19 protein-coding genes are annotated in these 23,407 nt (G+C 47.6%); 15 read left to right on the top strand and 4 right to left on the bottom strand.

Annotation, left to right across the window (positions count from 1 at the left end; all coding sequences use genetic code 11):
• Positions 1-109: 109 nt before the first annotated feature.
• On the top strand, positions 110-1,432 hold the full coding sequence (locus tag DWZ44_RS04875) for an APC family permease (protein WP_117804350.1): 1,323 nt from the start codon (positions 110-112) through the stop codon (positions 1,430-1,432).
• A 22-nt stretch (positions 1,433-1,454) separates the two neighbouring features.
• Positions 1,455-2,834, top strand: coding sequence for an MATE family efflux transporter (locus DWZ44_RS04880; protein ID WP_117804351.1), 1,380 nt, complete (start codon positions 1,455-1,457; stop codon positions 2,832-2,834).
• A gap of 177 nt (positions 2,835-3,011) precedes the next feature.
• On the opposite strand, the gene DWZ44_RS04885 is transcribed toward DWZ44_RS04880, so the two are convergent.
• Positions 3,012-3,416 (bottom strand): amino acid-binding protein, encoded by a 405-nt coding sequence (locus DWZ44_RS04885; protein WP_117801750.1) that lies wholly within the window; start codon positions 3,414-3,416, stop codon positions 3,012-3,014.
• Positions 3,417-3,739: 323 nt separating this feature from the next.
• Between DWZ44_RS04885 and DWZ44_RS04890 the strand changes: the two genes are divergently transcribed.
• The 3 genes from DWZ44_RS04890 (at position 3,740) to glgD (ending at position 9,000) form a co-directional block, all read left to right on the top strand.
• Positions 3,740-6,355 (top strand): glycoside hydrolase family 3 protein, encoded by a 2,616-nt coding sequence (locus DWZ44_RS04890; RefSeq protein WP_117804352.1) that lies wholly within the window; start codon positions 3,740-3,742, stop codon positions 6,353-6,355.
• A gap of 300 nt (positions 6,356-6,655) precedes the next feature.
• Positions 6,656-7,864: a glucose-1-phosphate adenylyltransferase gene (locus tag DWZ44_RS04895; protein WP_117509275.1), complete on the top strand. Its 1,209-nt coding sequence runs from the start codon at positions 6,656-6,658 to the stop codon at positions 7,862-7,864.
• Positions 7,858-9,000, top strand: a complete 1,143-nt coding sequence (gene glgD, locus DWZ44_RS04900) for a glucose-1-phosphate adenylyltransferase subunit GlgD (RefSeq protein WP_117801747.1) — start codon at positions 7,858-7,860, stop codon at positions 8,998-9,000. The genes DWZ44_RS04895 and glgD overlap by 7 nt, the downstream gene beginning before the upstream one ends.
• 221 nt (positions 9,001-9,221) lie before the next feature.
• On the opposite strand, the gene DWZ44_RS04905 is transcribed toward glgD, so the two are convergent.
• A complete protein-coding gene (locus DWZ44_RS04905) occupies positions 9,222-10,985 on the bottom strand; it encodes a Na/Pi cotransporter family protein (protein ID WP_117804353.1) in 1,764 nt (587 codons plus the stop codon).
• 283 nt (positions 10,986-11,268) lie between these two features.
• A complete protein-coding gene (locus DWZ44_RS04910) occupies positions 11,269-11,697 on the bottom strand; it encodes a hypothetical protein (protein ID WP_022461386.1) in 429 nt (142 codons plus the stop codon).
• A gap of 371 nt (positions 11,698-12,068) precedes the next feature.
• Between DWZ44_RS04910 and DWZ44_RS04915 the strand changes: the two genes are divergently transcribed.
• From DWZ44_RS04915 to DWZ44_RS04955, 9 genes are all read left to right on the top strand, one after another.
• Entirely contained in the window at positions 12,069-12,944 is an 876-nt protein-coding gene (locus DWZ44_RS04915; protein ID WP_022461385.1) for a methionyl aminopeptidase, read from the top strand.
• A gap of 88 nt (positions 12,945-13,032) precedes the next feature.
• Complete coding sequence (locus tag DWZ44_RS04920) at positions 13,033-13,941, top strand: radical SAM protein (RefSeq protein WP_226906368.1); 909 nt, start codon at positions 13,033-13,035, stop codon at positions 13,939-13,941.
• 136 nt (positions 13,942-14,077) lie between these two features.
• Positions 14,078-15,280, top strand: coding sequence for a class I SAM-dependent rRNA methyltransferase (locus DWZ44_RS04925; protein WP_117804354.1), 1,203 nt, complete (start codon positions 14,078-14,080; stop codon positions 15,278-15,280).
• Positions 15,281-15,395: 115 nt separating this feature from the next.
• A complete protein-coding gene (locus DWZ44_RS04930) occupies positions 15,396-15,572 on the top strand; it encodes a DUF6472 family protein (protein ID WP_226906373.1) in 177 nt (58 codons plus the stop codon).
• A gap of 74 nt (positions 15,573-15,646) precedes the next feature.
• On the top strand, positions 15,647-16,168 hold the full coding sequence (locus DWZ44_RS04935; protein ID WP_117804356.1) for a nitroreductase family protein: 522 nt from the start codon (positions 15,647-15,649) through the stop codon (positions 16,166-16,168).
• Between the two features lie 135 nt (positions 16,169-16,303).
• Complete coding sequence (locus DWZ44_RS04940; RefSeq protein ID WP_022461380.1) at positions 16,304-16,975, top strand: response regulator transcription factor; 672 nt, start codon at positions 16,304-16,306, stop codon at positions 16,973-16,975.
• A 24-nt stretch (positions 16,976-16,999) separates the two neighbouring features.
• The gene (locus DWZ44_RS04945) at positions 17,000-18,019 is read left to right on the top strand and encodes a sensor histidine kinase (protein WP_243002031.1); all 1,020 of its coding nucleotides are present in this window, start codon (positions 17,000-17,002) and stop codon (positions 18,017-18,019) included.
• A gap of 146 nt (positions 18,020-18,165) precedes the next feature.
• Positions 18,166-18,933, top strand: coding sequence for an ABC transporter ATP-binding protein (locus tag DWZ44_RS04950; RefSeq protein ID WP_117804357.1), 768 nt, complete (start codon positions 18,166-18,168; stop codon positions 18,931-18,933).
• On the top strand, positions 18,926-20,926 hold the full coding sequence (locus DWZ44_RS04955; protein WP_117804358.1) for an ABC transporter permease: 2,001 nt from the start codon (positions 18,926-18,928) through the stop codon (positions 20,924-20,926). Before DWZ44_RS04950 ends, DWZ44_RS04955 begins: the two co-directional genes overlap by 8 nt.
• A gap of 118 nt (positions 20,927-21,044) precedes the next feature.
• Here DWZ44_RS04955 and DWZ44_RS04960 read toward each other — a convergent pair whose 3' ends face one another.
• Positions 21,045-21,584: an FKBP-type peptidyl-prolyl cis-trans isomerase gene (locus tag DWZ44_RS04960; RefSeq protein ID WP_199608661.1), complete on the bottom strand. Its 540-nt coding sequence runs from the start codon at positions 21,582-21,584 to the stop codon at positions 21,045-21,047.
• A gap of 327 nt (positions 21,585-21,911) precedes the next feature.
• On the opposite strand from DWZ44_RS04960, the gene DWZ44_RS04965 reads away from it, so the two are divergent.
• Entirely contained in the window at positions 21,912-23,384 is a 1,473-nt protein-coding gene (locus DWZ44_RS04965; protein WP_243002032.1) for a vWA domain-containing protein, read from the top strand.
• Positions 23,385-23,407 lie beyond the last annotated feature (23 nt).

A 23,407-nucleotide genomic window follows, 5' to 3' on the forward strand; every position in this document is an offset into this window, starting at 1 on the left:
ATTTTGCAAATTGACAAACGATGAGATTTCGGTAGAATAAAAAAATAGGATGCTATGCGTTTCTGTTGGGATCCGCCAATAGAAACGGGAGAGAAAGGAAGGAAAATGTATGGGGGAAGGTCATAAAAAACTGAATTTTTCCGATTGTATGGGACTTGCGATCGGACAGATCATCGGTTCGGGCATCATGGTACTGACGGGAATCGTCATCGGTCTGACAGGACACGGCATTGCCGCAGCGTTTATTTTAGGTGCCGTGCTTGCCATTATCACCTGTGTACCGTTCATCATCCTGACGTCCACAATCCCGTCATCAGGCGCCGGCTTTACTTACATCCGACGATTGATGGGTGAAAAAGCCGGCTTTATGTACATTGCGATGTTTGTTTTAAGCCAGGTTCTGATCGCAACGTACGCGAAAGGCTTTGCAAGCTATTTCTGCTCGATTTTTCCGCAGTTTGGCGAGTCGGCTGTCGCAATGGCAGCACTTGTAATCTGTACCGCCGTCAATCTCATCGGACTGAAATCGAGCGCACTGGTGCAAAAGGGCATGGTTGTGCTGCTGCTTTTAAGCCTGTTCTTATTTATTGTATTCGGGTTGCCCAAAGTAAGCTGGGATGCCCTGACACCGACGGTATCCAACCTGATGCCGAACGGTCCGAAGAACTTTTTCACAGGCGTGGCACTTTTGAGTTTTGCGTGCGGAGGCGCAAAATTCGTTGCGGAGAACGGAGACGATATTGTGGAGCCGTCCCGCACAATTCCAAAGGTTATCGTGCTTTCCACGAGTATCGTTGCTGTATTCTATGTGCTGATCGGTATCGTGGCAGGCGGCGTGCTTCCGGTCGAAACGGTTGCATTTCAGAATCTGACGCTTGTCGCACAGGAGATTTTTCCAACCTGGCTGTACCTGTTTTTCGTGTTCGGTGGTGCTGTATTTGCACTGCTCACCACCCTGAATGGAACCTTGAGCTGGGTGACGCGAGGACTGCAGGCGGCCGCAAAACAGGGCTGGCTGCCAGAAAAAACTGCGAAGGAGAATAAAAACGGTGTTCCGGTGATCCTTCTGATGGTCTTTTTCCTGATGGGCGCTATTCCGATTCTTACGGGAATGGATCTGACATTGATTTCCAACATGGGTGTCGGAACCGATATGGTGACGGAATTTATGGTACTCCTGGCCTGCTGGCGTCTGCCGGATATTTTCCCGGAAGAGTATCAGAAGTCTGCGTTTTGTATGAAAAAGCGGACACTTCACATTCTGCTGTTTTTCATCGGCATTCTGATGATCGGAACCTCGTATGTCAATCTGTCGGATCTTACGGTTCCCGCGGCGATTGCATGCGGCATCTATATTCTGGTGATGTTTGTTTACACGCAGGTCCGATATCCGTATGTGAAGGCAAAACAGGAAAAGAAAGAAAACAAATAAAGAAGAGAAATGGAGAAGAAACATGAGGGCAACAACAAAAGAGCAGGGTTTTTACAGCCAGATTTTTAAGCTGGTTCTGCCGATTGTGATTCAGAATCTTTTAAGCGCGGCAGTCAACTCTGCCGATGTCGTGATGCTGAACTACGTGGGACAGTCCGCTATTTCCGCGGTATCCCTGGCATCCAACTATGCAAATGTATTATTTATGGTTTATTACGGACTGGGAACAGGAGCAACACTTCTGTGTGCCCAGTACTTTGGAAAGGGCAATATGCGCGCAATTCAGACTGTCGAGGGAATCGCACTTCGATTCTCCGTCATCATCTCCGTTATTGTGGCAGGAATTGCTTTTACCATGCCGCAGATGATGATGCGTCTGTTTACAGATAATGCGGAACTGATCCGGATCGGTGCTTCGTATCTGCGCGTCATGGGTGTGACCTACCTGTGTTGGGGCATCACGGAGATCTATCTTGCGGTACTTCGAAGCCTCGGCCGTGTGACGATCAGCATGGCGATGAATATGATGGCATTCGCACTGAACGTATTTTTCAACGCATGCTTCATTTTTGGCCTCTTCGGATTTCCGAAGCTTGGAGCAACCGGTGTTGCAATCGCAACGGCGATGTCGCGTGTCATTGAACTGATCGGCTGCGTGATTGTGTCGATTATGAGTAAGGATATCAAGCTTGATCTGCGGTACATGTTCATCCGCAACAAGCTGCTGTTTTCCGATTTTGTGAAGCTGTCACTTCCGGCGCTTGGAAATGATCTTTCCTGGGGCGTTGCATTTTCGATGTATTCTGTGATCCTGGGCCATCTGGGAAGCGATGCGGTAGCGGCAAACTCGCTCGTTGTCGTTGTAAGAAATATCGGAACCGTGCTGTGCTTTGGTGTGGCAAGTGCAGGCGGTATTCTGCTTGGAAATGTTATGGGAGAAGGAAATCTGGAAAAGGCGAAGGAATATGCATCGAAACTGCTGAAGCTGACGGTTGTTGCCGGAGCTGTGGGCGGACTGGTTGTGCTGGGTATCACGCCGTTTGTATTGAAATTTGCTTCTTTAAATGAGACCGCGATGCATTATCTGAAATATATGCTGCTGATCAATACCTATTATATTATGGGGGCGGCCGTCAATACGACGCTGATTGCCGGAGTATTCCGTGCCGGAGGTGACACAAAGTTCGGACTGGTCTGTGATACGATTGATATGTGGTGCTACGCGGTGCCGCTTGGATTTATTGCAGCGTTTGTCTTCAAGCTTCCTGTCCTTGTGGTTTATTTCCTGCTGTGTACAGACGAGTTTGTAAAATGGCCGTGGGTTCTGAAACGGTATAAGAGCGGACTGTGGGCAAAAAACATTACGCGGGATCACCTGTTTGAGGATGAAGAAAAAGAATAGATGATATAGAAAAAAGACATCTGCAGGGGTGAAAAATCACTTCGCCAGATGTCTTTTTCAAACACGCTCTAACTGTGCTGCAAGAGTCAAAGAAACAACAGCGGAAAGTCAGAATGGTTATAGCATAACGGATCGGAAACTGGTATGATCAGACCGTAAAAGGATAGTGCAAAAGTTTTAAAGAACGGTATATCCTTTGCTCTTTAAGCTTGCTTCTGTCTCGTACACATCCGGTACATGGAACACCATGATCGGGCAGCCGGACTCGCGGTTGAAGGAGAGATAGATATAGTCGATGCTGATATTTGTCTCAAGCAGTGTTTTCAGAAGGGAATTTAAGTTGCCCGGCTGATCGACGACTTCAACACCGAGTACATCCGTCTGGCGTGTCATGTAACCGGCAGCCTGAAGCGCCTGCTCTGCTTTATCCGGATCGGAAACGACCATGCGGACAATGCCGTACTCTGCGCTGTCGTTGTTGACAGAACCTAAAATATTGACGTCGTTTTCAAACAGAATCTGTGTGATCTGCTGCATCGTGCCTTTTTTATTTTCTGCGAAAATAGAAAGTTGTTTTAACATAATGGGGGCCTCCTAAAATTGATCTCTGATTCCATTATACTGCCAAAATCAAACGCGTCAACGAATTTTGTAAAAGAAGACGAAAAAAAAGGTAAAAAAGCGTATCGTTTACAGAAAATTAATAGAATAAAAGCATCAATATAAAAAAATAAAAAAAGAAATCAATGAGCGAAAAAAAGACAGAAAAGTCGGATAATAAGAGAAAATGCACAAAATACAAATAAAATATGAGAAAACAGGTGAAAAAACTTTTGCATAATGACGAAAAATGCGCTACAATATAAGCGCTATATGTGAATTTATTATTGGGAGGTATTAGAATTATGGCAACATTTTATGCATCAAAAACAGGAGAAGTATCTGCTAGAGAAAAAGAACATTCCGCGCTGGTACGTGAACTGGCCGGTGAGTGCATGACACTTCTTGAAAACGACGGAACCCTGCCGCTTGCCGGTGCAGGAAAAGTCGCAGTTTATGGTAACGGCGTCCGCCACACGGTAAAAGGGGGTACCGGTTCCGGAGACGTTAACACAAGAACGGTTGTTACGATCGAACAGGGCTTAAAAGAGGCCGGCTTTGAAATTCTGACTGGTAAATGGCTCGATGAATATGACAAAGTGCTTGCAGATGCGCAGGCTGCATATCAGGCAGAGCTGGCAAAAAAAGCAGAGGAGCTTCACGTTCCGATTTTTGCTGTTATGTTCTCGGAAGTATTTGCACAGCCTGATGTGCCGGTAATTACCGAAAAAGAGGACACCGATACCGCTATCTATGTTCTGTCAAGAAACTCCGGTGAAGGTGCAGACCGCTATAACAGAGCATGCGATTATCTGCTCGGCGAAAACGAGCTCGCTGACATTGCCTATCTGGCAGAGCATTATGAGAAAACAGTTTTAATTTTGAATATTGCGAACCTTGTAGACACCACAGAGTTAAAGAAAATCAAAGGACTGAATGCAATTCTTCTTGCAGGACAGGCCGGAAATGCAACCGGAAACATCGTTGCAGACGTTGTTCTCGGAAAGAGCATCCCATCCGGAAAGCTGACTGATACATGGGCTGCTTCCTATGAAGACTATCCGTCCTCAAAAAATTTCAGCCACAACAACGGTGACACCAACGATGAGTATTACAGCGACGGCATTTATGTCGGCTACCGTTATTTTGACACCTTCAACGTAACCCCGAACTACTGCTTCGGCTATGGCAAAGGTTATACTGATTTTGAGACGGAAGTAAGGGACGTGGAGGCAGATGCCAAGAACGTTACCGTTACCGCATCCGTAAAGAATATTGGTGATACATTCGCCGGAAAAGAAGTCGTACAGGTTTACTATTCCGCACCGGATGGCACGATTGAGAAACCGTATCAGGAGCTTGGCGGCTTCGGAAAATCCGATCTGCTCTCGCCGGGTGAGTCCCAGACGATTACCATTTCCTTCCCGACAAAATCTATGGCTTCCTACGATGAGAAAAAAGCAGCATGGGTACTCGAGGCAGGAACGTATTACATCCGTGTCGGCAACAGCTCCAGAACAACGAAAGTAGCAGCAGCCCTGAAGCTCAAAGAGACCGTTGTTACGGTTCAGGGAAAGAATCTTTTCCCGGCAGATGATGCTCCACAGGAACTCTCCAAAGCAGGCGTAACACCGTACAGCTATGAAGGTGAGGCAGAAGAAAAAGCAGCTGCAAAACAGATCGATATCTGCAGCAAATGCATCAAGACGGAGACTGTTGTCTACAGTGAGACACCGGAAGCATTCCCGGCTTATGAGGGAGAGAAGCTGACCGCGGCAGATGTAAAGAGCGGAAAAGCGACGTTAAAAGATCTCGTATCGCAGCTGACCGTAGAAGAGATGGCTGCCGTTTGCAATGGTACTGCAGACGGACTTGGCCAGGAAGGATTTATCGGATCTTCTTCCGATATGGCGCCTGGAGCAGCGGGAGATACGACTTCCATTCTTCTTGAGGACAGAGGTATTTACAATACGATTCTTGCAGACGGTCCGGCCGGTCTTCGTCTGATTCCGCACTTTGTCGTTGATGCAGACGGAAAGATGGTATCCTCCGGAAATCCTCTGGAAGATGCGTTTAACAAAAATGAAATCGAAGTTCCGGAAGGCGGCACGGAGTATTTCCAGTACTGCACCGCAATCCCGGTAGCAGCGCTTCTTGCGCAATCGTGGAACATGGATCTGATCCGGAAATGCGGTGATATCGTCGGAAAAGAGATGGAAGAATTCCACATTTCCGTATGGCTGGCGCCTGGCATGAATATTCACAGAAATCCGCTTTGCGGAAGAAACTTCGAGTACTACTCGGAAGATCCGCTGGTGGCAGGTATGTGCGCCGCAGCCGATACCAGAGGAATCCAGTCCCATGCCGGAATCGGAACCAGCATTAAGCACTTTGCAGCCAACAACCAGGAAGACAACCGTATGTACGTCAATGAGCACATCAGCGAGCGCGCAATGCGTGAAATCTATCTGAAGGGCTTTGAAATCGCAGTCAAGACAGCACAGCCGATGACGATTATGTCTTCCTACAACCTGGTAAACGGTGTGCATACTGCCAACAGCCACGACCTTCTGACCGCAGCAGCAAGAGATGAGTGGGGCTTCGCAGGCTATGTCATGACCGACTGGGGAACCTCAGAGGACATGAGCGGATTGTTCGCTTACAAATATAACCTGAAATATGGACATTCCACTTCAAGAGAGTGTGTTCTTGCAGGAAACGATCTGCAGATGCCTGGCCAGCAAGGAAACCGTCAGGAAATTGTAGCATCTGTTGCAGACGGAACTCTGCCGCTTGGACAGCTTCAGACCTGTGCATACCGCATTCTGAATGTTGTTCTGCAGTCCCTCGCCTATGATGATTGCAAACCATACGGTGATCAGTTCGATCTCGAAGAGGCAGTTACCGTTACAAAAGCATAAAAAATCAAAAAAACATAGAAGCAGCCCCGCAGACCTTTACCATAAGGCTTTGCGGGGCTGCTTTTTGTACGGTCAAAGGAGCAAGGCTGTGACTGCAAGAGATAAGCGATTTCCGCAATCTGCAAGCCCAGCTTGGTGGCATAAAATGTAAAAAGCTCACGAAAGAACTGTAAAACTGGAGAAAAATACAGAATAAAATCGGTAAAAAAATAAAAAATAGTGAAAAATGCACAAAAAGATTGTCCATAGAGCAAATAGTGTGTTATAATGAATGCATCTATTAAAACAGGGGGATAGATTATGGCAAAAGAAATGATAGCAATGCTTCTTGCCGGAGGTCAGGGATCTCGCCTTTATGCGCTGACCGAGAAGCTTGCAAAACCGGCAGTTCCATTTGGCGGAAAATATAGAATCATCGATTTCCCACTTTCTAACTGCGTAAATTCCGGAATTGATACCGTAGGTATTCTGACACAGTATCAGCCAATGGTGTTAAATGAGTACATAGGAAACGGCCAGCCGTGGGATCTGGACCGCCTCCATGGAGGTGTTCACGTGCTGCCTCCTTATCAGAAAGCCTCAGGTTCTGACTGGTATAAAGGAACTGCAAATGCCATCTACCAGAACATTCCATTCATCGAGAGCTACGATCCGGAGTACGTCATCATCCTTTCCGGAGACCAGATCTGCAAACAGGACTACAGCGATTTCCTCCGCTTCCATAAGGAAAAGGGCGCAGAATTCAGCGTTGCGGTTATGGAAGTGCCGTGGGAGGAGGCATCCCGTTTCGGACTTATGGTAGCAGATGAAAATGACAAAATCACCGAGTTCCAGGAAAAACCAAAACAGCCGAAATCCAATCTGGCATCCATGGGTATCTACATTTTCAACTGGGATATCCTGAAAAAATATCTGATTGAGGACGAGGCAGACCCGAATTCTTCGAACGATTTCGGAAACAACATCATCCCGAATCTTTTAAAAGACGGACGCAATATGTACGCTTATCATTTCAGCGGATACTGGAAAGATGTAGGAACCATCTCCTCTTTGTGGGAGGCAAATATGGAAATCCTCGATCCGGAACACAGCGGAATCAACCTGTTTGACAATAACTGGAAGATTTACAGCCGAAACAGCGGAAAAACAGGCCATAAGATCACCGAAACCGCTGTTGTGGAAAACTGTATGATCACCGATGGCTGCCGTATTGCAGGTCATGTCAAACATTCGATTCTGTTCTCCGGTGTAAAGGTTGCAGAGGGCGCAGAAGTAGAAGATGCCGTTATCATGGGAGGAACCGTGATCGAATCCGGAGCAGTCGTGAAACACTGTATCGTTGCGGAAAACGTTGTGATTGGCCAGAATGCCGTGGTAGGAGAAATGCCGCATGACGGTGAAAAAGGTGTTGCCACCATCGGATCCGGAATCCATATCGGTGAGCGTGCCAAAGTAGGACCAAATGCAATGGTAAATGCAAATGTAAAGGATGGTGAAGAAGAATGGTAAACGCAAATGCAGATGCACTGGGCATCATTTTCCCAAACAGTTATGATGAGCAGGTACCGGATCTGGTAAACGAGCGTCTGATGGCCTCCATTCCTTTTGCCAGCCGTTACCGCATGGTGGACTTTATTTTATCCAGCATGGTAAACTGCGGAATCGGAAATGTATCCATTATCGTCCGCAAAAATTACCATTCGCTGATGGATCATCTCGGCTCCGGACGTGAGTGGGATCTCGCCAGAAAAAAAGGCGGCTTAAACATTGTTCCGCCTTATTCCGAGAAGAAAATTCAGGTGTATTCCGGAAGAGTGGAAGCACTGGCAAATGTTCTCGATTTTCTGAAATGGCAGAAAGAAAAATATGTTGTTATGGCGGACACCAACATTGCCTGCAATTTTGATTTCAAAGAGATGCTGAATCAGCATATCGAAAGCGGCGCAGATGTTACTGCAGCTTATACCAAGCAGCCGATTCCGGAAGGCGTCAGAAGCTCTTACGAGAAAACCAATTATCTGCACTACACCTTCTCCATGGCAGGACAGAAGATCAGCAAGATCTTTGTAAACTCGGAGGAAAACGGAGTACAGAATGTATCGATGAATATCTACGTGATGGAGCGTCAGCTTCTGATCGACGAAATCAAAAAAGGCTTTGTCCTTGGAAATAAATTCTTTGAGCGTGATGTCCTGGCACCGCAAACGGAGAAACTGAACATTCAGGGATATGAGTTTACCGGTTATCAGGCAAGAATTGATGATATGAAGAGCTATTTCGATGAGAACATGAAGCTCTTAAAAGATGAGAATCTCGATAGTCTCTTCTCCGGCAACCCGATCTATACCAAAGTCCGCGACGACAATCCGACCCGTTATATCAACGGATCAAAAGCGAAAAACGTGATGGTAGCAGACGGCTGTGTGATCGAAGGCGAAATCGAAAACAGCATTTTGTTCCGTGGTGTCAAGGTAGCCAAGGGAGCAAAAGTAAAGAACTGCATTCTGATGCAGGATACTGTGATTGAAGCAGGCGCTGAGATTGAGTACGTTGTTTCTGATAAATACGTTACGGTATCCGAAGGAAAACAGCTCAAAGGAACCGATTCCTTCCCGGTATTTATTGCGAAGGATCAGGTGGTATAAAGAAAAGAATAGAATGAAATAGAAATACCGACTGCCAATGTAGAATATATCAATATTGATGGGCAGTCGGTATTTTTTGGAAAAATTCAGAGAAAAATAGTAGATTGAGTAATGCATCTGTGATATTGTAATAAAACAAAACAGTGACAGCCTAAGGAAGGGAAGATTCTTACCATAAAAATTCCCGGTTGTACAGCTTATGGTTACAGTACAGTCTGTTTTCAGGCTTTTACATCCGGCAGCTGATACTGTTTTTTCAGCTCTTTATATTCTGCCTCAAATTCTTCTTCTTTCTTCAATGCATGCAGATATTCATGTGTATCGAACGATCCGCTGTGGATCTGGCTGACGCAGACGGCGATGTTGGAGCAGTGGTCGGAGATTCGCTCGAAATCGGTCATGACGTCGGATAAGATGAAGCCAAGCTCGATCGTGCATTTTCCACTCTGGAGCCGTTCGATGTGGTGGTTCTTCAGGCTGGAATTCAGGCTGTCAATCACCTGCTCGAGCGGTTCTACTTCATTTGCTTTTTTCACATCTTCATTATTGAAAACGGAGAAGGTCAGGCTGACGATATCTTTGACTGCCTTGCCATAAACAGCAAGCTCTGCGGCTCCGTCAGCGGAGAACTGCAGGTTCTTGTCATGCATTTCTCTTGCTGCTTTCATGATGTTGACGGTGTGATCGGAAATTCGTTCGAAATCGCCGATGCAGTGCAGAATCATGGAAAGTGTCTGGCTGTCCTTCGGGGAAAGCTTTTCACTGGAAAGCTTCACCAGATATGTGCCGAGGGCATCTTCAAAATGATCCACCTTTTTCTCAAGAATATCTACATTTTCCGCATCCGCCTCGTTGTAGGAGGCCATCAGGTCAACAGAAGTAACAAGACCGGTTTCGGTCAGTTCTGCCATTTTTGCGGCTGCAACTTTACACTGCTGCAGAGCAAAAGCCGGGCTGTCGAGGAAACGGGTATCGAGCATCTGAACCGCTTCGTCTGCTTTTTCTTCCGGTCCGTCCGGAATGGTCAGTTTCGCAAGTTTGACCAGTCCGTCTGCAAACGGAAACAGGATCAGTGTTGCAAAAATATTGAAGCCGGAGTGAACGATTGCGATGCCGGCTGCATTTGCGGAGGTTTCCAAAAATGGAAAATGTACAAAGGCATTGATTCCATAGAAGAGAACCAGGAAAATAACAGTACCGATGATGTTAAAATAAAGGTGAACCATTGCGGTACGGCGTGCATTGCGGCTTGTACCGATGGAGGAGAGCAATGCGGTGATACACGTACCGATATTCTGTCCCATAATGATCGGAATGGCCACGGCGTAGCTGACGGAACCAGTTGCGCAGAGTGCCTGAAGAATACCGACAGAAGCAGAGGAACTCTGGATCACGGCGGTCAGAATGGTTCCGGCGAGAACACCTAGAACCGGCATGGAGAATTTTACGAGAAGTCCCGTGAATTCCGGTACATCTGCAAGCGGTGATACAGCGCTGCTCATGGTGTGCATACCAAACATCAGAATGGAAAAACCGGTTAACAGGGTACCGACATTTTTCTTTTTATCGCTCTTTGCCAGCATCAGCATAAAAACGCCGATGATTGCAAGAATGGGGGAAAAGGACGACGGGTTCAGCATTTTAATGAACACATTGTCGCCCTGAATGCCGGTAAGACTTAAGATCCAGGAAGTGATGGTGGTACCGATGTTGGCGCCCATGATAATACCGACTGCCTGGTTCAGCTTCATGATGCCGGAGTTTACGAATCCGACAACCATAACAGTAGTTGCAGAAGAGGACTGGATAACTGCGGTAACACCGGCACCTAAAAGAACCGCCATAATCCGCTTTGAGGTCAGCTTTTCCAGCAGGTATTCCAGTTTACCGCCGGAAAGTTTGGTCAGGCCATCGCCCATGGCGCTCATGCCGTATAAGAACATGGCAAGACCACCGACAAAGGATAACACTCCAAAAATGTCCATAATTTCTCCCTTTACGTAATTTTCTTTTTCTTTTCGTGGTTTTAACAATAGATACACGTTTTGCAGGTCTTACTCGAGAAAAAACCTACATTTAGAAGATAACACATCTAAAAACAGTTTTGTGTTAAATGTATGTAAAGTTTGTAAAACGGTCAAAACAACTCAAAATCCGGTGCGGCACTGTTTTGTGCCGGTACCGGATCGTTTCTCGATTCCTTTGCATCCGAAAGAAGCTGCCACTCGCAGGATCTGCAGATGCGGGTAGTTTGGCTGAATATGATTTTCATAAGAAATCTTTTAACTTTTCCATGTTGTATTCTTCAAATTTTCGCAGCTTATCCATCAGATCCCGGATTTTGGGATCCGCGTCCTCATACTGGCGGTACTTCTGGATTGCCTCGACGATGCCCATGCTGCTTCCGGTAATCAGCATGCTGGCAATGTGTGAGACGGACGGATCCGTCATAGTCTGCAGGTTTATCATAAAATACGTGCGTGCTTTTTCCATTATGCCAAGGCCTTTTTCATCGTAGCCGTGTTCATTCAGCAGCTCCTTTGCTGCCTGATGAAATTCCTCATAGCCCTGAAACTGGGTTTTCAGATGTTCTTTTAAGTCTTTGTCCTCAACGACTCCAATGAGCTGCCGGATCGTGTCGACACCCATCTGGGAGTTCTGGTAAATAAAGTTTAAAAGCTCTGCATCTCCACTCATCGTGCATCTTCCTTTCTTACTTTCTTTGGTGGTTTCATGAAAAAGTATTGCCGGAAATCGGGGCAAATATACCTGATTTTAATTGTAATTTTACCTGAAATCCATATTTCGGCAGCGACAGGAAAGACGGCTGGCATCTGCTAAACACAAAAGATATGGTGCATTACGGGCCGGAGACGGCGATTGGGATTCTGGGAGGAACGGGATCTGTCATCTGGGCAGATGGTCTCTTTTGAGAGAGTTATTCATTTGGTAACTTTTGCTTGCAGTTTTGCCGGAGTGTGGTAAAGTAGTAGAGGAGTTATATGAATTTCAGCGGGAGACAGAAAATCGGATCTGTCGTTCCGCGTTCAGAAAGAGGATAGAACATTATGCTGAAAAAAATTGGAAGAAATGATCCCTGCTGGTGCGGCAGCGGGAAGAAGTACAAAGACTGCCATCTGGCGCTGGATGAGAAAATCAATTCTTATAAATTAAAGGGATGGAAAATTCCGCCGAAGAAAATTATCAAAAGACCGGATCAGATCGATGGGATTCGTGAAAGCGGTCTTGTCAATATTGCAGTTCTGGATTATGTGGCCGAAAACATTCATGCAGGCATGAGTACGGAAGATATCGACCGTCTGGTCGCAGAAAAGACAAAAGAACTCGGCGGAATTGCAGCACCGCTGAATTATGAAGGATTTCCGAAGAGCGTGTGTACCTCCATCAACGATGCAGTATGCCATGGAATTCCGAACGAAGAGGAAATTCTGCAGGACGGAGATATCATCAATGTTGATGTTTCTACCATTTATAAAGGATATTTTTCCGATTCTTCCCGTATGTTTTGCATCGGTGAGGTAGACGATGTTTCAAAGAAGCTGGTGGAAGATACGTTAAAAGCCGTACAGCTTGGACTCTCCGAAGTACGTCCGTTTAACCGGCTTGGCAATGTCGGCGCGGTAATCAATGAATTTGCCCAGAGCCAGGGCTATAAAGTTGTCCGTGACATCGGTGGCCATGGCGTCGGTCTGGAGTTCCATGAGGATCCGTTCGTCAGCTATGTCACAAGACGAGATACCGGAATGCTGCTCGTACCGGGTATGGTATTCACCATTGAGCCGATGATCAATCTCGGAACGGATGAGATCTTCATCGACTCCGACAACGACTGGACTGTCTACACTGAGGACGGCGCACCGTCAGCCCAGTGGGAGGTTACGGTTGCGGTAACAGAAGATGGATATGAAATTCTGGCATATTAATTGACGCATAGAAATACGAAAGCTGTGTCTGTGGAAGAACTATTTTCCGGAGACACAGCTTTTTCTAAAGAGAAAAGGGAGAAACACGATGCTGGATTTGGAACAGGAGATGAGCCGGTGCCGGGTTTGTCCGCGGAAGTGCGGAGCGGACCGGGAGCATGGAAAGACGGGATATTGTAAGGCGCCCTCCGGGGTTGCGGCGGCGCGGGCTGCACTGCATTTCTGGGAGGAGCCGTGTATTTCCGGGACGACGGGGTCGGGGACGGTTTTCTTTTCCGGATGTAATCTGCGGTGTGTTTACTGTCAGAACCATCATATTGCGGAGATGGAGAGCGGAAAAGTGATTTCGATCGGGCGGCTTTCGGACATTTTTCTGGAGCTGCAGGCACAGAATGCAAACAATATCAATCTTGTGACACCAAGCCACTACGTGCTGCAGATCCGGGAGGCACTTTTTCAGGCAAAGAAAAAGGGACTTACCGTGCCGGTTGTGTATAACTGCGGCGGGTATGAGAGCGTGGAAGCCCTGCAGGCCCTGGATGGGCTGATCGATATTTATCTGACAGATTTTAAGTATATGGACTCCTCCCTTGCAAAAGTGTACTCGCGGGCAGAAGATTACCCGGAAACAGCAAAACGGGCGCTGGCGGAAATGGTGCGTCAGACAGGAGAGGCTGTATTCGATGAGAATGGTCTGATGAAAAAAGGTGTGATTGTGCGCCATTTATTGCTGCCCGGTGCTGTAAAAAATGCAAAAGCTGTGGTAAAATACGTCTATGAGACGTACGGCGATACCGTCTGGCTGAGCCTCATGAGCCAGTACACGCCGCTTCCGCAGGTGGAAAACATAAGTCCGCTGAACCGGAAAACGACAAAGCGGGAGTATGAGCGTCTGCTGGACTATACGTTTTCCCTCGGCGTCACCAACGCCTTTTTACAGGAAGGCCCGGTGGCCGAGGAGAGCTTCATTCCGGAGTTTGACGGAAGAGGAATCTGACGTTATAGTTCACTCGTGCAAAAAGGAGCTGCGCAGCAGCAAAAAGCGCTGGAAGCGCGGTTTTGAGAATGCAAGCAAAACACAGTTGTCTATGATTAGATATGGCTAACTATATTGTTTTAAGGAGGAAAAACTTTTGAGCAACGCAGTTGTAACATTGAAAAAAGGAGAGGGCCGCGCCTTAAAGCAGGGCGGAGCCTGGATTTTTGATAATGAGATCGCTTCGATTTTAGGAGCATATGAAAACGGAGATATCGTGCTGGTGCGCGACTTCGACGGATACCCGATGGGACGAGGTTTCATCAATGAGCATTCCAAAATCCGCATCCGTATGATGACAAGAAATATCGACCAGGAAATCGATGAAGCATTTTTGAGAAAAAGAGTGCAGGATGCCTGGGAATACCGCAAAAAAGTGACGGACACATCGAGCTGTCGTTTGATTTTCGGTGAAGCAGACTTTCTGCCGGGACTCGTAGTGGATAAATTCTCTGATGTGCTGGTTGTCCAGTCGCTGGCACTCGGCATCGACAAAATGAAAATGACGATCATCCGCCTGTTGGAGGAGGTTCTGGCAGAAGACGGTGTTAAGATCCGCGGTGTGTTTGAGCGAAGCGATGCAAAAGTGCGTGAGCAGGAAGGCATGGAGCGTGTGAAAGGATTTCTCTCCGAGCCGTTTGACACCAGCGTGGAAATCGTCGAGAATGGTGTCCACTATCTCGTCGATGTCAAGGACGGCCAGAAAACTGGTTTCTTCCTGGATCAGAAATACAACCGTCTGGCTGTGCAGAAGCTCTGCAAGGACGCGAGAGTGCTCGACTGCTTTACCCATACCGGGTCGTTTGCACTGAATGCGGCATATGCAGGAGCAAAGGAAGTTATCGGCGTTGATGCATCAGAGCTCGGTGTAGAGCAGGCACGGAAAAACGCAGCCTTAAATGGTCTGGAAAACGTAGCATCTTTCGTGTGCGAGGATGTCTTTGAACTGTTGCCGCGTCTTGAAAAAGAGGGAGAAAAATTCGACGTCGTTATCCTTGACCCGCCGGCCTTCACAAAATCAAGAAACTCTATCAAAAACGCAATCAAGGGATATCGTGAAATCAATCTGCGCGGCATGAAACTGGTCAAAGACGGCGGCTATCTGTGCACCTGTTCGTGTTCCCACTTTATGGACTACGAACTCTTCACGAAAACCATCAACCAGGCGGCTCACAACGTCCACAAACGCCTTCGTCAGGTAGAATACCGCACTCAGGCCCCGGATCACCCAATTCTGTGGGCGGCGGATGAGTCCTATTACCTGAAGTTTTATATCTTCCAGGTTGTGGATGAAAAATAGAAATTCTTCCTCTGCCGGAAGCGCCGAAACGGAAAAGCAAAGTGTAAGAAATGGGAGGAATTGCCATATGATAGAACCAACACCCCATGCACAAAAGAAAAAGCACTCCCGCCAGATGGCCACAAGCTGTGAGTCGTGCGGTAATTTTGTGTATGATGAGGATTATGAGTGCTACACCTGCGAGGTGGATCTCGATGAGGATGAGATGGCACGTTTTCTGCAGGATAAATTTTACAACTGTCCGTACTACCAGCTCGGCGACGAGTATCGGATTGTGCGGAAACAGATGTAGGCAGGCAATGCGTCCGGTATACAAAGCTGCGGCGTTTGCGATAAAAACAAAAAAAGAACAGGAGGATTTTTACCATGAACAACGAAGTATTAAATGCAATCAAAACAAGAAGAAGCATCCGCAAATACAAAGCGGAGCAGATTACCGATGAGCAGCTCGATGCGATTCTGGAGGCCGGAACGTATGCGGCAACCGGCATGGGAAAACAGTCGCCGGTGATTGTTGTGGTACAGAAACCGGAGCTGATTGCAAAGCTTTCGAGAATGAATGCGGCTGTTATGGGTACAACATCCGATCCGTTCTACGGCGCACCGACCGTTCTGATCGTGCTTGCTGACCCGGAGCGCGGAACTTATGTGGAGGACGGCTCTCTTGTCATGGGAAATCTGATGCTGGCAGCACATGCCGTTGGTGTGGATTCCTGCTGGATCCATCGTGCAAAAGAAGAGTTCGCGAGCCCGGAGGGAAAAGCCCTCTTAAAAGAGTGGGGACTTTCCGAAAATTATGTTGGAATCGGCCACTGCATCCTCGGCTATCGCGACTGTGAGTACCCGGAGGCAAAAGAAAGAAAATCAGATTATATTGTAAGAGTATAATCATCTGCGAAAACGGCTCCGGGAGCGGCTGTGCGTTGAAAACACCCGCCCGGAGTCCATATTTTTAACCGAATCAAGCAAGTAGCGAAGCGGATTGCGAATATCCGCTTTGCTAGAGACAACAGAGGAACAGCCATGTATCGAATTATGATTGTAGAAGATGATGAAGTCATCGCCCGCGCCGTGCAGCAGAGCCTGGTTTCCTGGGGCATGGATGCGTTCTGCGTACAGGATTTTTCCGGCGTTCTCGCCGAATTTGCCGTGAAAAATCCGCAATTAGTGCTGATGGACATTCATCTTCCCTTTTTTAACGGATTTCACTGGTGCCAGGAGATTCGAAAGGTCTCTAAAGTGCCGGTAATTTTTCTTTCTTCTGCATCGGACAACATGAACATCATTATGGCCGTTAATATGGGCGGCGATGACTTTATCGCGAAGCCGTTTGATTTAAGTGTCCTGACCGCCAAAGTCCAGGCGATGCTCCGCCGCACCTACGAATTTGCCGGAGAAACGAATTTCCTCGAGCACCGCGGTGCCATGCTCGATACGGGAAGTGGTGTGCTGAATTACCGGGGAAAGCGGATTGAGCTGACAAAAAATGAGTGGCGCATTCTGCAGTCCCTTCTCGAAAATAAAGGAAAAGCCGTCAGCCGCGATATGCTGATGATGCATCTGTGGGAGTCGGACAGCTTTATAGATGACAACACGCTGACCGTCAACGTCACGCGCCTGCGGAAAAAACTGGAGGAGGCAGGACTTACAGACTTTATCCAGACGAAAAAGGGTGTTGGCTACCTGATCGCATGACGGAAGCAGAACAGGAGAAAAAGGATGGAACAACAGAAAGAGGGAATCCGGCAGGAGTTTATGCTTCTTAACTGGTATTTGAAAGAGCATCTTGCATCGGCCGTGCGGATTGCCGCTTTTATAGGAGTATTTTCACTCCTCTGTTTTCTGCGCAATGTGCCGCAGGATGTCACCGTTTATATGATCGTGCTGATGGCTGCTGCCGGAGCCGCAGGTTTTTGCTTTCATTATGGGAAGTACCGGAAACATCATCTGGTCTTAGCACTCCTTGCCGCCGAACCGCAGGGCAAAACAGAAGCGCTTCCGGAGGCGGACGGGCTTCTGGCGCGGGATTACCAGCAGATCATCGCATCCTACGAGCGGCAGTTTCAGGAAGAACAGATTAAGATGGAGCAGAAATACCGCGATATGATGGAGTATTACACGATGTGGACCCATCAGATCAAAACGCCGATTGCGGCGATGCGGCTGCTTCTGCAGGAGGAGGATACGCCGTTTTCGCGTGAAATGCAGAGCGAACTTTTCCAGACGGAGCAGTATGTGCAGATGGCGCTGCAGTACCTGCGCATGGAAAAAATGACATCGGATCTTGTCTTTGCAAGGTACGATTTGGATGCGCTGATCCGCCAGGCTGTGCGGAAATATGCTCCGCTTTTTATCCGCCGGAAGATTATCCTTTCCTACGAGCCGGTGCACTGCGAGGTGCTGACAGATGAAAAATGGCTCGTCTTTGTGCTGGAGCAGATTCTGTCAAATGCGCTGAAATACACGAAAAGTGGAAGCATTCACATCTATCTGTCACCGGATGCACCAAAAACGCTGGTGATTGAGGACACCGGCATCGGCATTGCGCCGGAGGATCTGCCGCGGATTTTCGAAAAAGGCTACACGGGCTGCAACGGCCGCGCAGACAAGCGGTCAACGGGCATCGGACTGTATCTGTGCCGCCAGATCATGGAGAAACTTTCGCATACCATCCGCATCGAGTCGGAGATGGGAGTGGGAACGAAGGTGTATCTTGGGCTGGATACCGTATCCCTGTAGTACATAGAGAGCTTCGCCGGGAATCTTACAGAAATGTAAGGTTGCCGGTCTTTTTGTAAGATGATCCTAAGGCAGAAGAGGGCGCGGACGGGTATAATAAGCCTTGTCAATTAAGAAAACAGTTCAGACAGAAAGGAAAATGTGACATGGCAATTCTGGAAGTAGAACATCTGAAAAAAACATATACCACGCGCCTTGGCAGCAACCGGGTGGAAGCGTTGAAAGACGTTAATTTTACAGTGGAACGGGGCGAATTTGTTGCAATCATGGGCGAATCGGGAAGCGGAAAAACGACGCTTCTGAACCTGCTCGCGGCACTAGACAAGCCAACTGGCGGACAGGTGCGGTTAAATGGAAAGAATCTCGGCGAATTAAAAGAGAAGGAGATTGCCGGATTCCGCCGCGAAAACTTAGGCTTCGTGTTCCAGGACTTCAACCTGCTCGATACCTTTTCCCTGCGTGACAACATTTATCTGCCGCTCGTGCTGGAAGGAAAAAAATACGAGGAGATGAGTCTTCGGGCAGAGCCGATTGCGAAAAAACTCGGCATCACCCAGATCCTCAATAAATACCCATATGAGGTATCCGGCGGACAGAAGCAGCGTGCAGCCGTTGCGCGTGCGCTGATTACCAATCCGGAACTGGTTCTTGCGGATGAGCTTTCCGGCGCGCTCGATTCCCATGCAGCGGATGGCCTCATGCAACTGTTCGGGGAGATCAACGAGGAGGGCCAGACGATTGTTATGGTAACGCACAGTGTGAAGGCGGCCTGCTCGGCGAAACGTGTGCTGTTCATCAAGGATGGCGAGGTCTTCCACCAGCTGTATCGCGGTTCTTTAGGGCGCGATGAGATGTATCAGAAGATCTCCGATACGCTGACAATTCTTGCGACGGGTGGTGAACGGGATGAATAATCTGCTGTATGCCAGACTGGCAAAAACAAATTTGAGCAAAAACCGTCAGAATATTCTTCCGTATCTGCTGTCATGCATCGGCACGGTGGTGATGTTTTTTATCATGGATACACTGGCGCAGGGAAGTGGCTTTGATCCCATGATCGGAAAAGATACGATCCTGACAGTGATGGGGATGGGAACCTATATCATTGGCCTGTTCGCGGTGATTTTTCTGATCTACAGCAACAGTTTTCTGGCAAAAAGAAGAAAAAAAGAGTTCGGTCTGTTCCAGATTCTCGGCATGGAGAAAAAGCATCTGGCGAAGATCCTCTTTTTTGAGAGTCTGTATCTGTGGGCGGCATCGCTTGGAATCGGTATTCTGCTCGGTGTGTTGCTGTACCGCCTGCTGTTTCTGGTGCTGATGAAGCTGACCGGACTGAACGGAACAATTGGTTTTGCGTTCAGTGCAAAAGCCGTGGGAAGTACGATGCTGCTGTTCGGCCTGACTTTTGTGATCAATTTTCTCTTAAGCCTTCGCCAGATCCACGTCTCACAGCCGGTCGAACTGCTGCACGGCGGCGCGCAGGGTGAGCGGGAACCGAAAACGAAGCTTTTGACGGCGGTTCTTGGATTCATGCTTCTTGGTGTTGGCTATTATCTGGCTCTGACCAGCCAATCCTCGATGGACGCACTTGATAAGTTTTTTAATGCAATCGCCTTGGTTATGGTGGGAACGTACTGCCTATTTTCTGCTGGAAGTATTGCATTTTTGAAAATTCTGAAGAAAAACAAGAATTACTATTACCAGACACGCCATTTTACAAGCATTTCGGGCATGCTGTACCGCATGAAGCAAAATGCGGTCGGTCTTGCGAATATCTGTATTCTGTCAACGGGTGTGCTTCTGGTTATCTCCATCAGCACATGTCTGTGGACGGGAATTGAGGAGGTTACCTATACGCGGTTTCCACATCAGATTTCGATCGAAGCAAATACTGGCGTGAGCGGCATTATGAAGACGGTGGAACCGGTCAGTCAGAAGATGATAGAGGAAGTGAAAACTGGGATTGATCAGCATCTGGAAGAAAAGCAGCTCAGAAAAAAGTATGAAAGTGATCAGAGATACTATGTTATGCTTGCTGATGTAGATAGAAACAAAGTAGAAAAAACACAGTCAGATGATGCTGCGGCGAGTACACTGATAAAGATTATGGAAGAGTCGGAGTACGAACAGGTAACCGGCGAACAGGTAGAGCTGGAACCAGGGCAGGCTCTGGTTTTTCAGGCAAAACAGAAAAATTATGGATATGACACGATTGAACTGGGAAATCAGACGTATGAAGTAAAAAAATGGAATACCGATAAGAAATCGTACATTCTGGATGAGAAGACGCAGGTGTATGAGACAATGACGGTGGTGACGCGGAACCATGAAGCAAAGGAAGCGTATGCGGCTGTGCAGGGAAAGGAGCCAGAAGGATACAGTTGGGAATATGCTCTGGATCTTATCGGGGATGCCGGCGAACAGATCACAGTTGGAGATGAGGTTGAGACGATACTGACGGAGTCATCTTTTAACGGATGGGTGGAAGTGCGCGAAAAAGAGCGCAATACGGTTTACAGTCTGTATGGTTCACTTCTGTTTTTAGGTGTTTTCGTCGGTGCGCTGTTTTTGATGGGTGCCGTTATGATTATCTATTACAAGCAGGTTTCAGAAGGCTTCGATGACCGAAAACGGTTCCAGATTATGCAGAAGGTCGGCATGAGCCGCAAAGAAATCCGTCAGACGATTCAGTCACAGGTGGTAACGGTCTTTTTCATGCCGCTCGCGGTGGCCGTGGTGCATACAATGGTAGCGTTTCCATTGACCAGGCGTATCATGGCAATGCTGAATTTCCCGGACAGCAATCTGTTCCTGGCTGCAACAGCGATTACGATTGCGGCGTTTGCCGTGGTTTACCTGATCGTCTATGTGCTGACGGCGCGGGCGTATTACAAAATTGTGGAATAAGAAGATGTACTTTTTTTAATACATCGAAGCGCCTTTGAAAAAAACTTAACAAAAAAATAATAAGAAAAAGACATCCGGCGCAGACGGAAAATCTGCGGGGGATGTCTTTTTGGTTGTTCTATTTATAAATGCCGTTGATAGTAACTTTGAAAAGAGCTTCCTTTCCATTGAGTTCGTCTTTTCCATAGTCTTCCGGGAAAGTGACGGTTACATCTACGCTGTCGCCCGGGTGATGGCCGATGAGCTGTTCTTCAAAGTCATCGATGTAAGTGTGGGAGCCGATCACAAGATCAGCGCCGTTTCCTTTTGTGTTTCCACCTTCAAATTCCACGCCGTCAATGGAGCCGACATAGTCGATATTGACGGTATCACCGTCCTCAATGGTGAGGGAAGTGTCGGTCTGCAAAGAGGCAGAAGCCGAAGTGGAGGCTGATGAGGCGGATGCGGCCGATGAGGCTGTGGAGGTATCCTCCGAGGCACTTTTGACAGAGAGTCGTTTGGAATCGAGTACGCTGGCAATAATAAGGCCGACGATCACAACGACAATCAGAGCTGGTCCGGCCCAGCTCCAGATCTTTTTGTAATGCGCTACGTTCGCTTCGTGCTCCCGCTCTTTGGCACGCCGTTCCCTGGCAGCTTTTCTGTTTTCTTTGTTCATAAAAAGGATCTCCTTTGCGCTTTTACGACTGCAATCGTATTTTATAATATCAAGTATATCATAAAAATATGGTAAAAGTGTGAAAAAAATAACACGATCCAACATTGTCAATGCTCAAAAATGACGATATAATGAGTGCAAGTGAGTCAAATGAAAATTTATTTTCATTTGACGAACGACGAATGTCGCTTACGCGGCAGCGTAAGATTGAGTGCAAGTGAGTCAAATGAAAATTTATTTTCATTTGACGAACGACGAATGTCGCTTACGCGGCAGCGTAAGATTGAGTACAAGTGAGAAAACGCGGCGAGTAAGGGAGTGAATAAAATGGATGACTGGAGTAGTTTCAGAACGACGACATCCGAACAGCAGCGCCTCCGGGCTGCACTTTCCGGCTTTTGTGAATCGCAGGATCTTCCGGAAGAACAGCGAGCCGCATATACTGCATACCTGCGGAAACGCATTCGTCCCGCTGTCGAAATGCTGATTCGTGAGGATGATTTTTCAAAGCTGGAACGTATTCTGCAGACCGGATGGCTGTCCGATGCAGACCGAAAACGTTTTCTCAACCTTGCCGCCGACCAGCAGAAATGGCAGGCCTTCCGCATTCTCCTGAACCGGAGCTCACAGGATCCGATGCAGGAGAATACGGAAAGCAGAAAAACAGAAGCTGTGGTTCAAAAAGAAAAGCCCACAAAAGAAAAAGAAGCACTGGCGCTCCGGCTTTTCGAAGAAGCCCGCAAAAACCTCTGCTGGCTGTATCCGGAACTTGGTGAAGCGATTCTTTTCTTTCGTCATCAGCCGTCCGGCAGGACAAAAACCATCACATCCGACGGTCATACGATATATTTTAACTCCGATTTTGTACTCCGCATGTGTACCGAAAATTCATCGTTCCTCAAGGAAGGCTATCAGCACCTGCTGCTGGAATGCATCCGCCGGTTTGGGAAAGAAACACTGGAGCCGAAAAAAGAAGAACAGTCCCCGGTTCCATGGCTGATGCTGGAAAAAGAAAAACAGTTTCCGGTTTCATGGCTGGTGCCGGGAAAAGAGCCGGAACTTATCGAGTCTTTTCAACCAGTCTGGAAACGTGCTGCCCGCAAGTTGGCGGAAAACTACGGCACCGGCGGCCTGCGGCGAGGCCAGAACTGCGGTGGAAAAAAAGAAACTCTGTCCGAGATCGAAAAAAGAGCGTACAATTACCGCAGCTTTTTAAAACAATTCACCGTCACCCGTGAGGAGATGGAACTGGATCTCGACAGTTTTGACCCAGTCGCCTACCATTACGGCCTGGAACACTACGGCAGTCTCCCTTTCATCGAGCCGCCAGAGACGCGGGAAGGAAACCGTCTCGAAGAGCTGGTTATCGCGATCGACACATCCGGTTCGTGCAAAAAAGAAATCGTAGCAAAATTTCTCGGTGAGACGCGCAGCATTCTTGAAGAAAAAGAAAACTTCTTTTCCCGATGGAACGTCTGCCTGATCCAGTGCGACAGCTTCGTGCAGGATGTCACGATGATCCATTCACCGAAAGAATGGGAAGCTTACCGTGAAACAATTACCATCAAGGGCCGAGGCGGAACCGATTTCCGTCCTGTCTTTCAGAAAGTGGAAGAGTTGCGGAAACAGCATGTATTCCGAAACTTAAAAGCGTTGATCTATTTTACCGACGGAGACGGAATTTATCCCGAACAAAAGCCAGATTACGAGACGGCATTTGTCTTTGTCAGACAGACCGAAAAAATGAATCTTGTCCCAAAATGGGCAAAAAAACTGCTGACAGAAGAATGTACTCTTTGAACACAACTGACAAAAAAGCATCT

Source organism: Blautia sp. AF32-4BH (genome assembly GCF_003460565.1).
Classification (GTDB): Bacteria; Bacillota; Clostridia; order Lachnospirales; family Lachnospiraceae; genus Fusicatenibacter; species Fusicatenibacter saccharivorans.

What these genes read in the sequence shown, in the direction of transcription:
- DWZ44_RS04875 (WP_117804350.1), top strand. Translation starts at nt 110, where the DNA reads ATGGGGGAAGGTCATAAAAAACTGAATTTTTCCGATTGTATGGGACTT.
- DWZ44_RS04880 (WP_117804351.1), top strand. Translation starts at nt 1,455, where the DNA reads ATGAGGGCAACAACAAAAGAGCAGGGTTTTTACAGCCAGATTTTTAAG.
- DWZ44_RS04885 (WP_117801750.1), bottom strand. Translation starts at nt 3,416, where the DNA reads ATGTTAAAACAACTTTCTATTTTCGCAGAAAATAAAAAAGGCACGATG.
- DWZ44_RS04890 (WP_117804352.1), top strand. Translation starts at nt 3,740, where the DNA reads ATGGCAACATTTTATGCATCAAAAACAGGAGAAGTATCTGCTAGAGAA.
- DWZ44_RS04895 (WP_117509275.1), top strand. Translation starts at nt 6,656, where the DNA reads ATGGCAAAAGAAATGATAGCAATGCTTCTTGCCGGAGGTCAGGGATCT.
- glgD (WP_117801747.1), top strand. Translation starts at nt 7,858, where the DNA reads ATGGTAAACGCAAATGCAGATGCACTGGGCATCATTTTCCCAAACAGT.
- DWZ44_RS04905 (WP_117804353.1), bottom strand. Translation starts at nt 10,985, where the DNA reads ATGGACATTTTTGGAGTGTTATCCTTTGTCGGTGGTCTTGCCATGTTC.
- DWZ44_RS04910 (WP_022461386.1), bottom strand. Translation starts at nt 11,697, where the DNA reads ATGAGTGGAGATGCAGAGCTTTTAAACTTTATTTACCAGAACTCCCAG.
- DWZ44_RS04915 (WP_022461385.1), top strand. Translation starts at nt 12,069, where the DNA reads ATGCTGAAAAAAATTGGAAGAAATGATCCCTGCTGGTGCGGCAGCGGG.
- DWZ44_RS04920 (WP_226906368.1), top strand. Translation starts at nt 13,033, where the DNA reads ATGCTGGATTTGGAACAGGAGATGAGCCGGTGCCGGGTTTGTCCGCGG.
- DWZ44_RS04930 (WP_226906373.1), top strand. Translation starts at nt 15,396, where the DNA reads ATGGCCACAAGCTGTGAGTCGTGCGGTAATTTTGTGTATGATGAGGAT.
- DWZ44_RS04935 (WP_117804356.1), top strand. Translation starts at nt 15,647, where the DNA reads ATGAACAACGAAGTATTAAATGCAATCAAAACAAGAAGAAGCATCCGC.
- DWZ44_RS04940 (WP_022461380.1), top strand. Translation starts at nt 16,304, where the DNA reads ATGTATCGAATTATGATTGTAGAAGATGATGAAGTCATCGCCCGCGCC.
- DWZ44_RS04945 (WP_243002031.1), top strand. Translation starts at nt 17,000, where the DNA reads ATGGAACAACAGAAAGAGGGAATCCGGCAGGAGTTTATGCTTCTTAAC.
- DWZ44_RS04950 (WP_117804357.1), top strand. Translation starts at nt 18,166, where the DNA reads ATGGCAATTCTGGAAGTAGAACATCTGAAAAAAACATATACCACGCGC.
- DWZ44_RS04955 (WP_117804358.1), top strand. Translation starts at nt 18,926, where the DNA reads ATGAATAATCTGCTGTATGCCAGACTGGCAAAAACAAATTTGAGCAAA.
- DWZ44_RS04960 (WP_199608661.1), bottom strand. Translation starts at nt 21,584, where the DNA reads ATGAACAAAGAAAACAGAAAAGCTGCCAGGGAACGGCGTGCCAAAGAG.
- DWZ44_RS04965 (WP_243002032.1), top strand. Translation starts at nt 21,912, where the DNA reads ATGGATGACTGGAGTAGTTTCAGAACGACGACATCCGAACAGCAGCGC.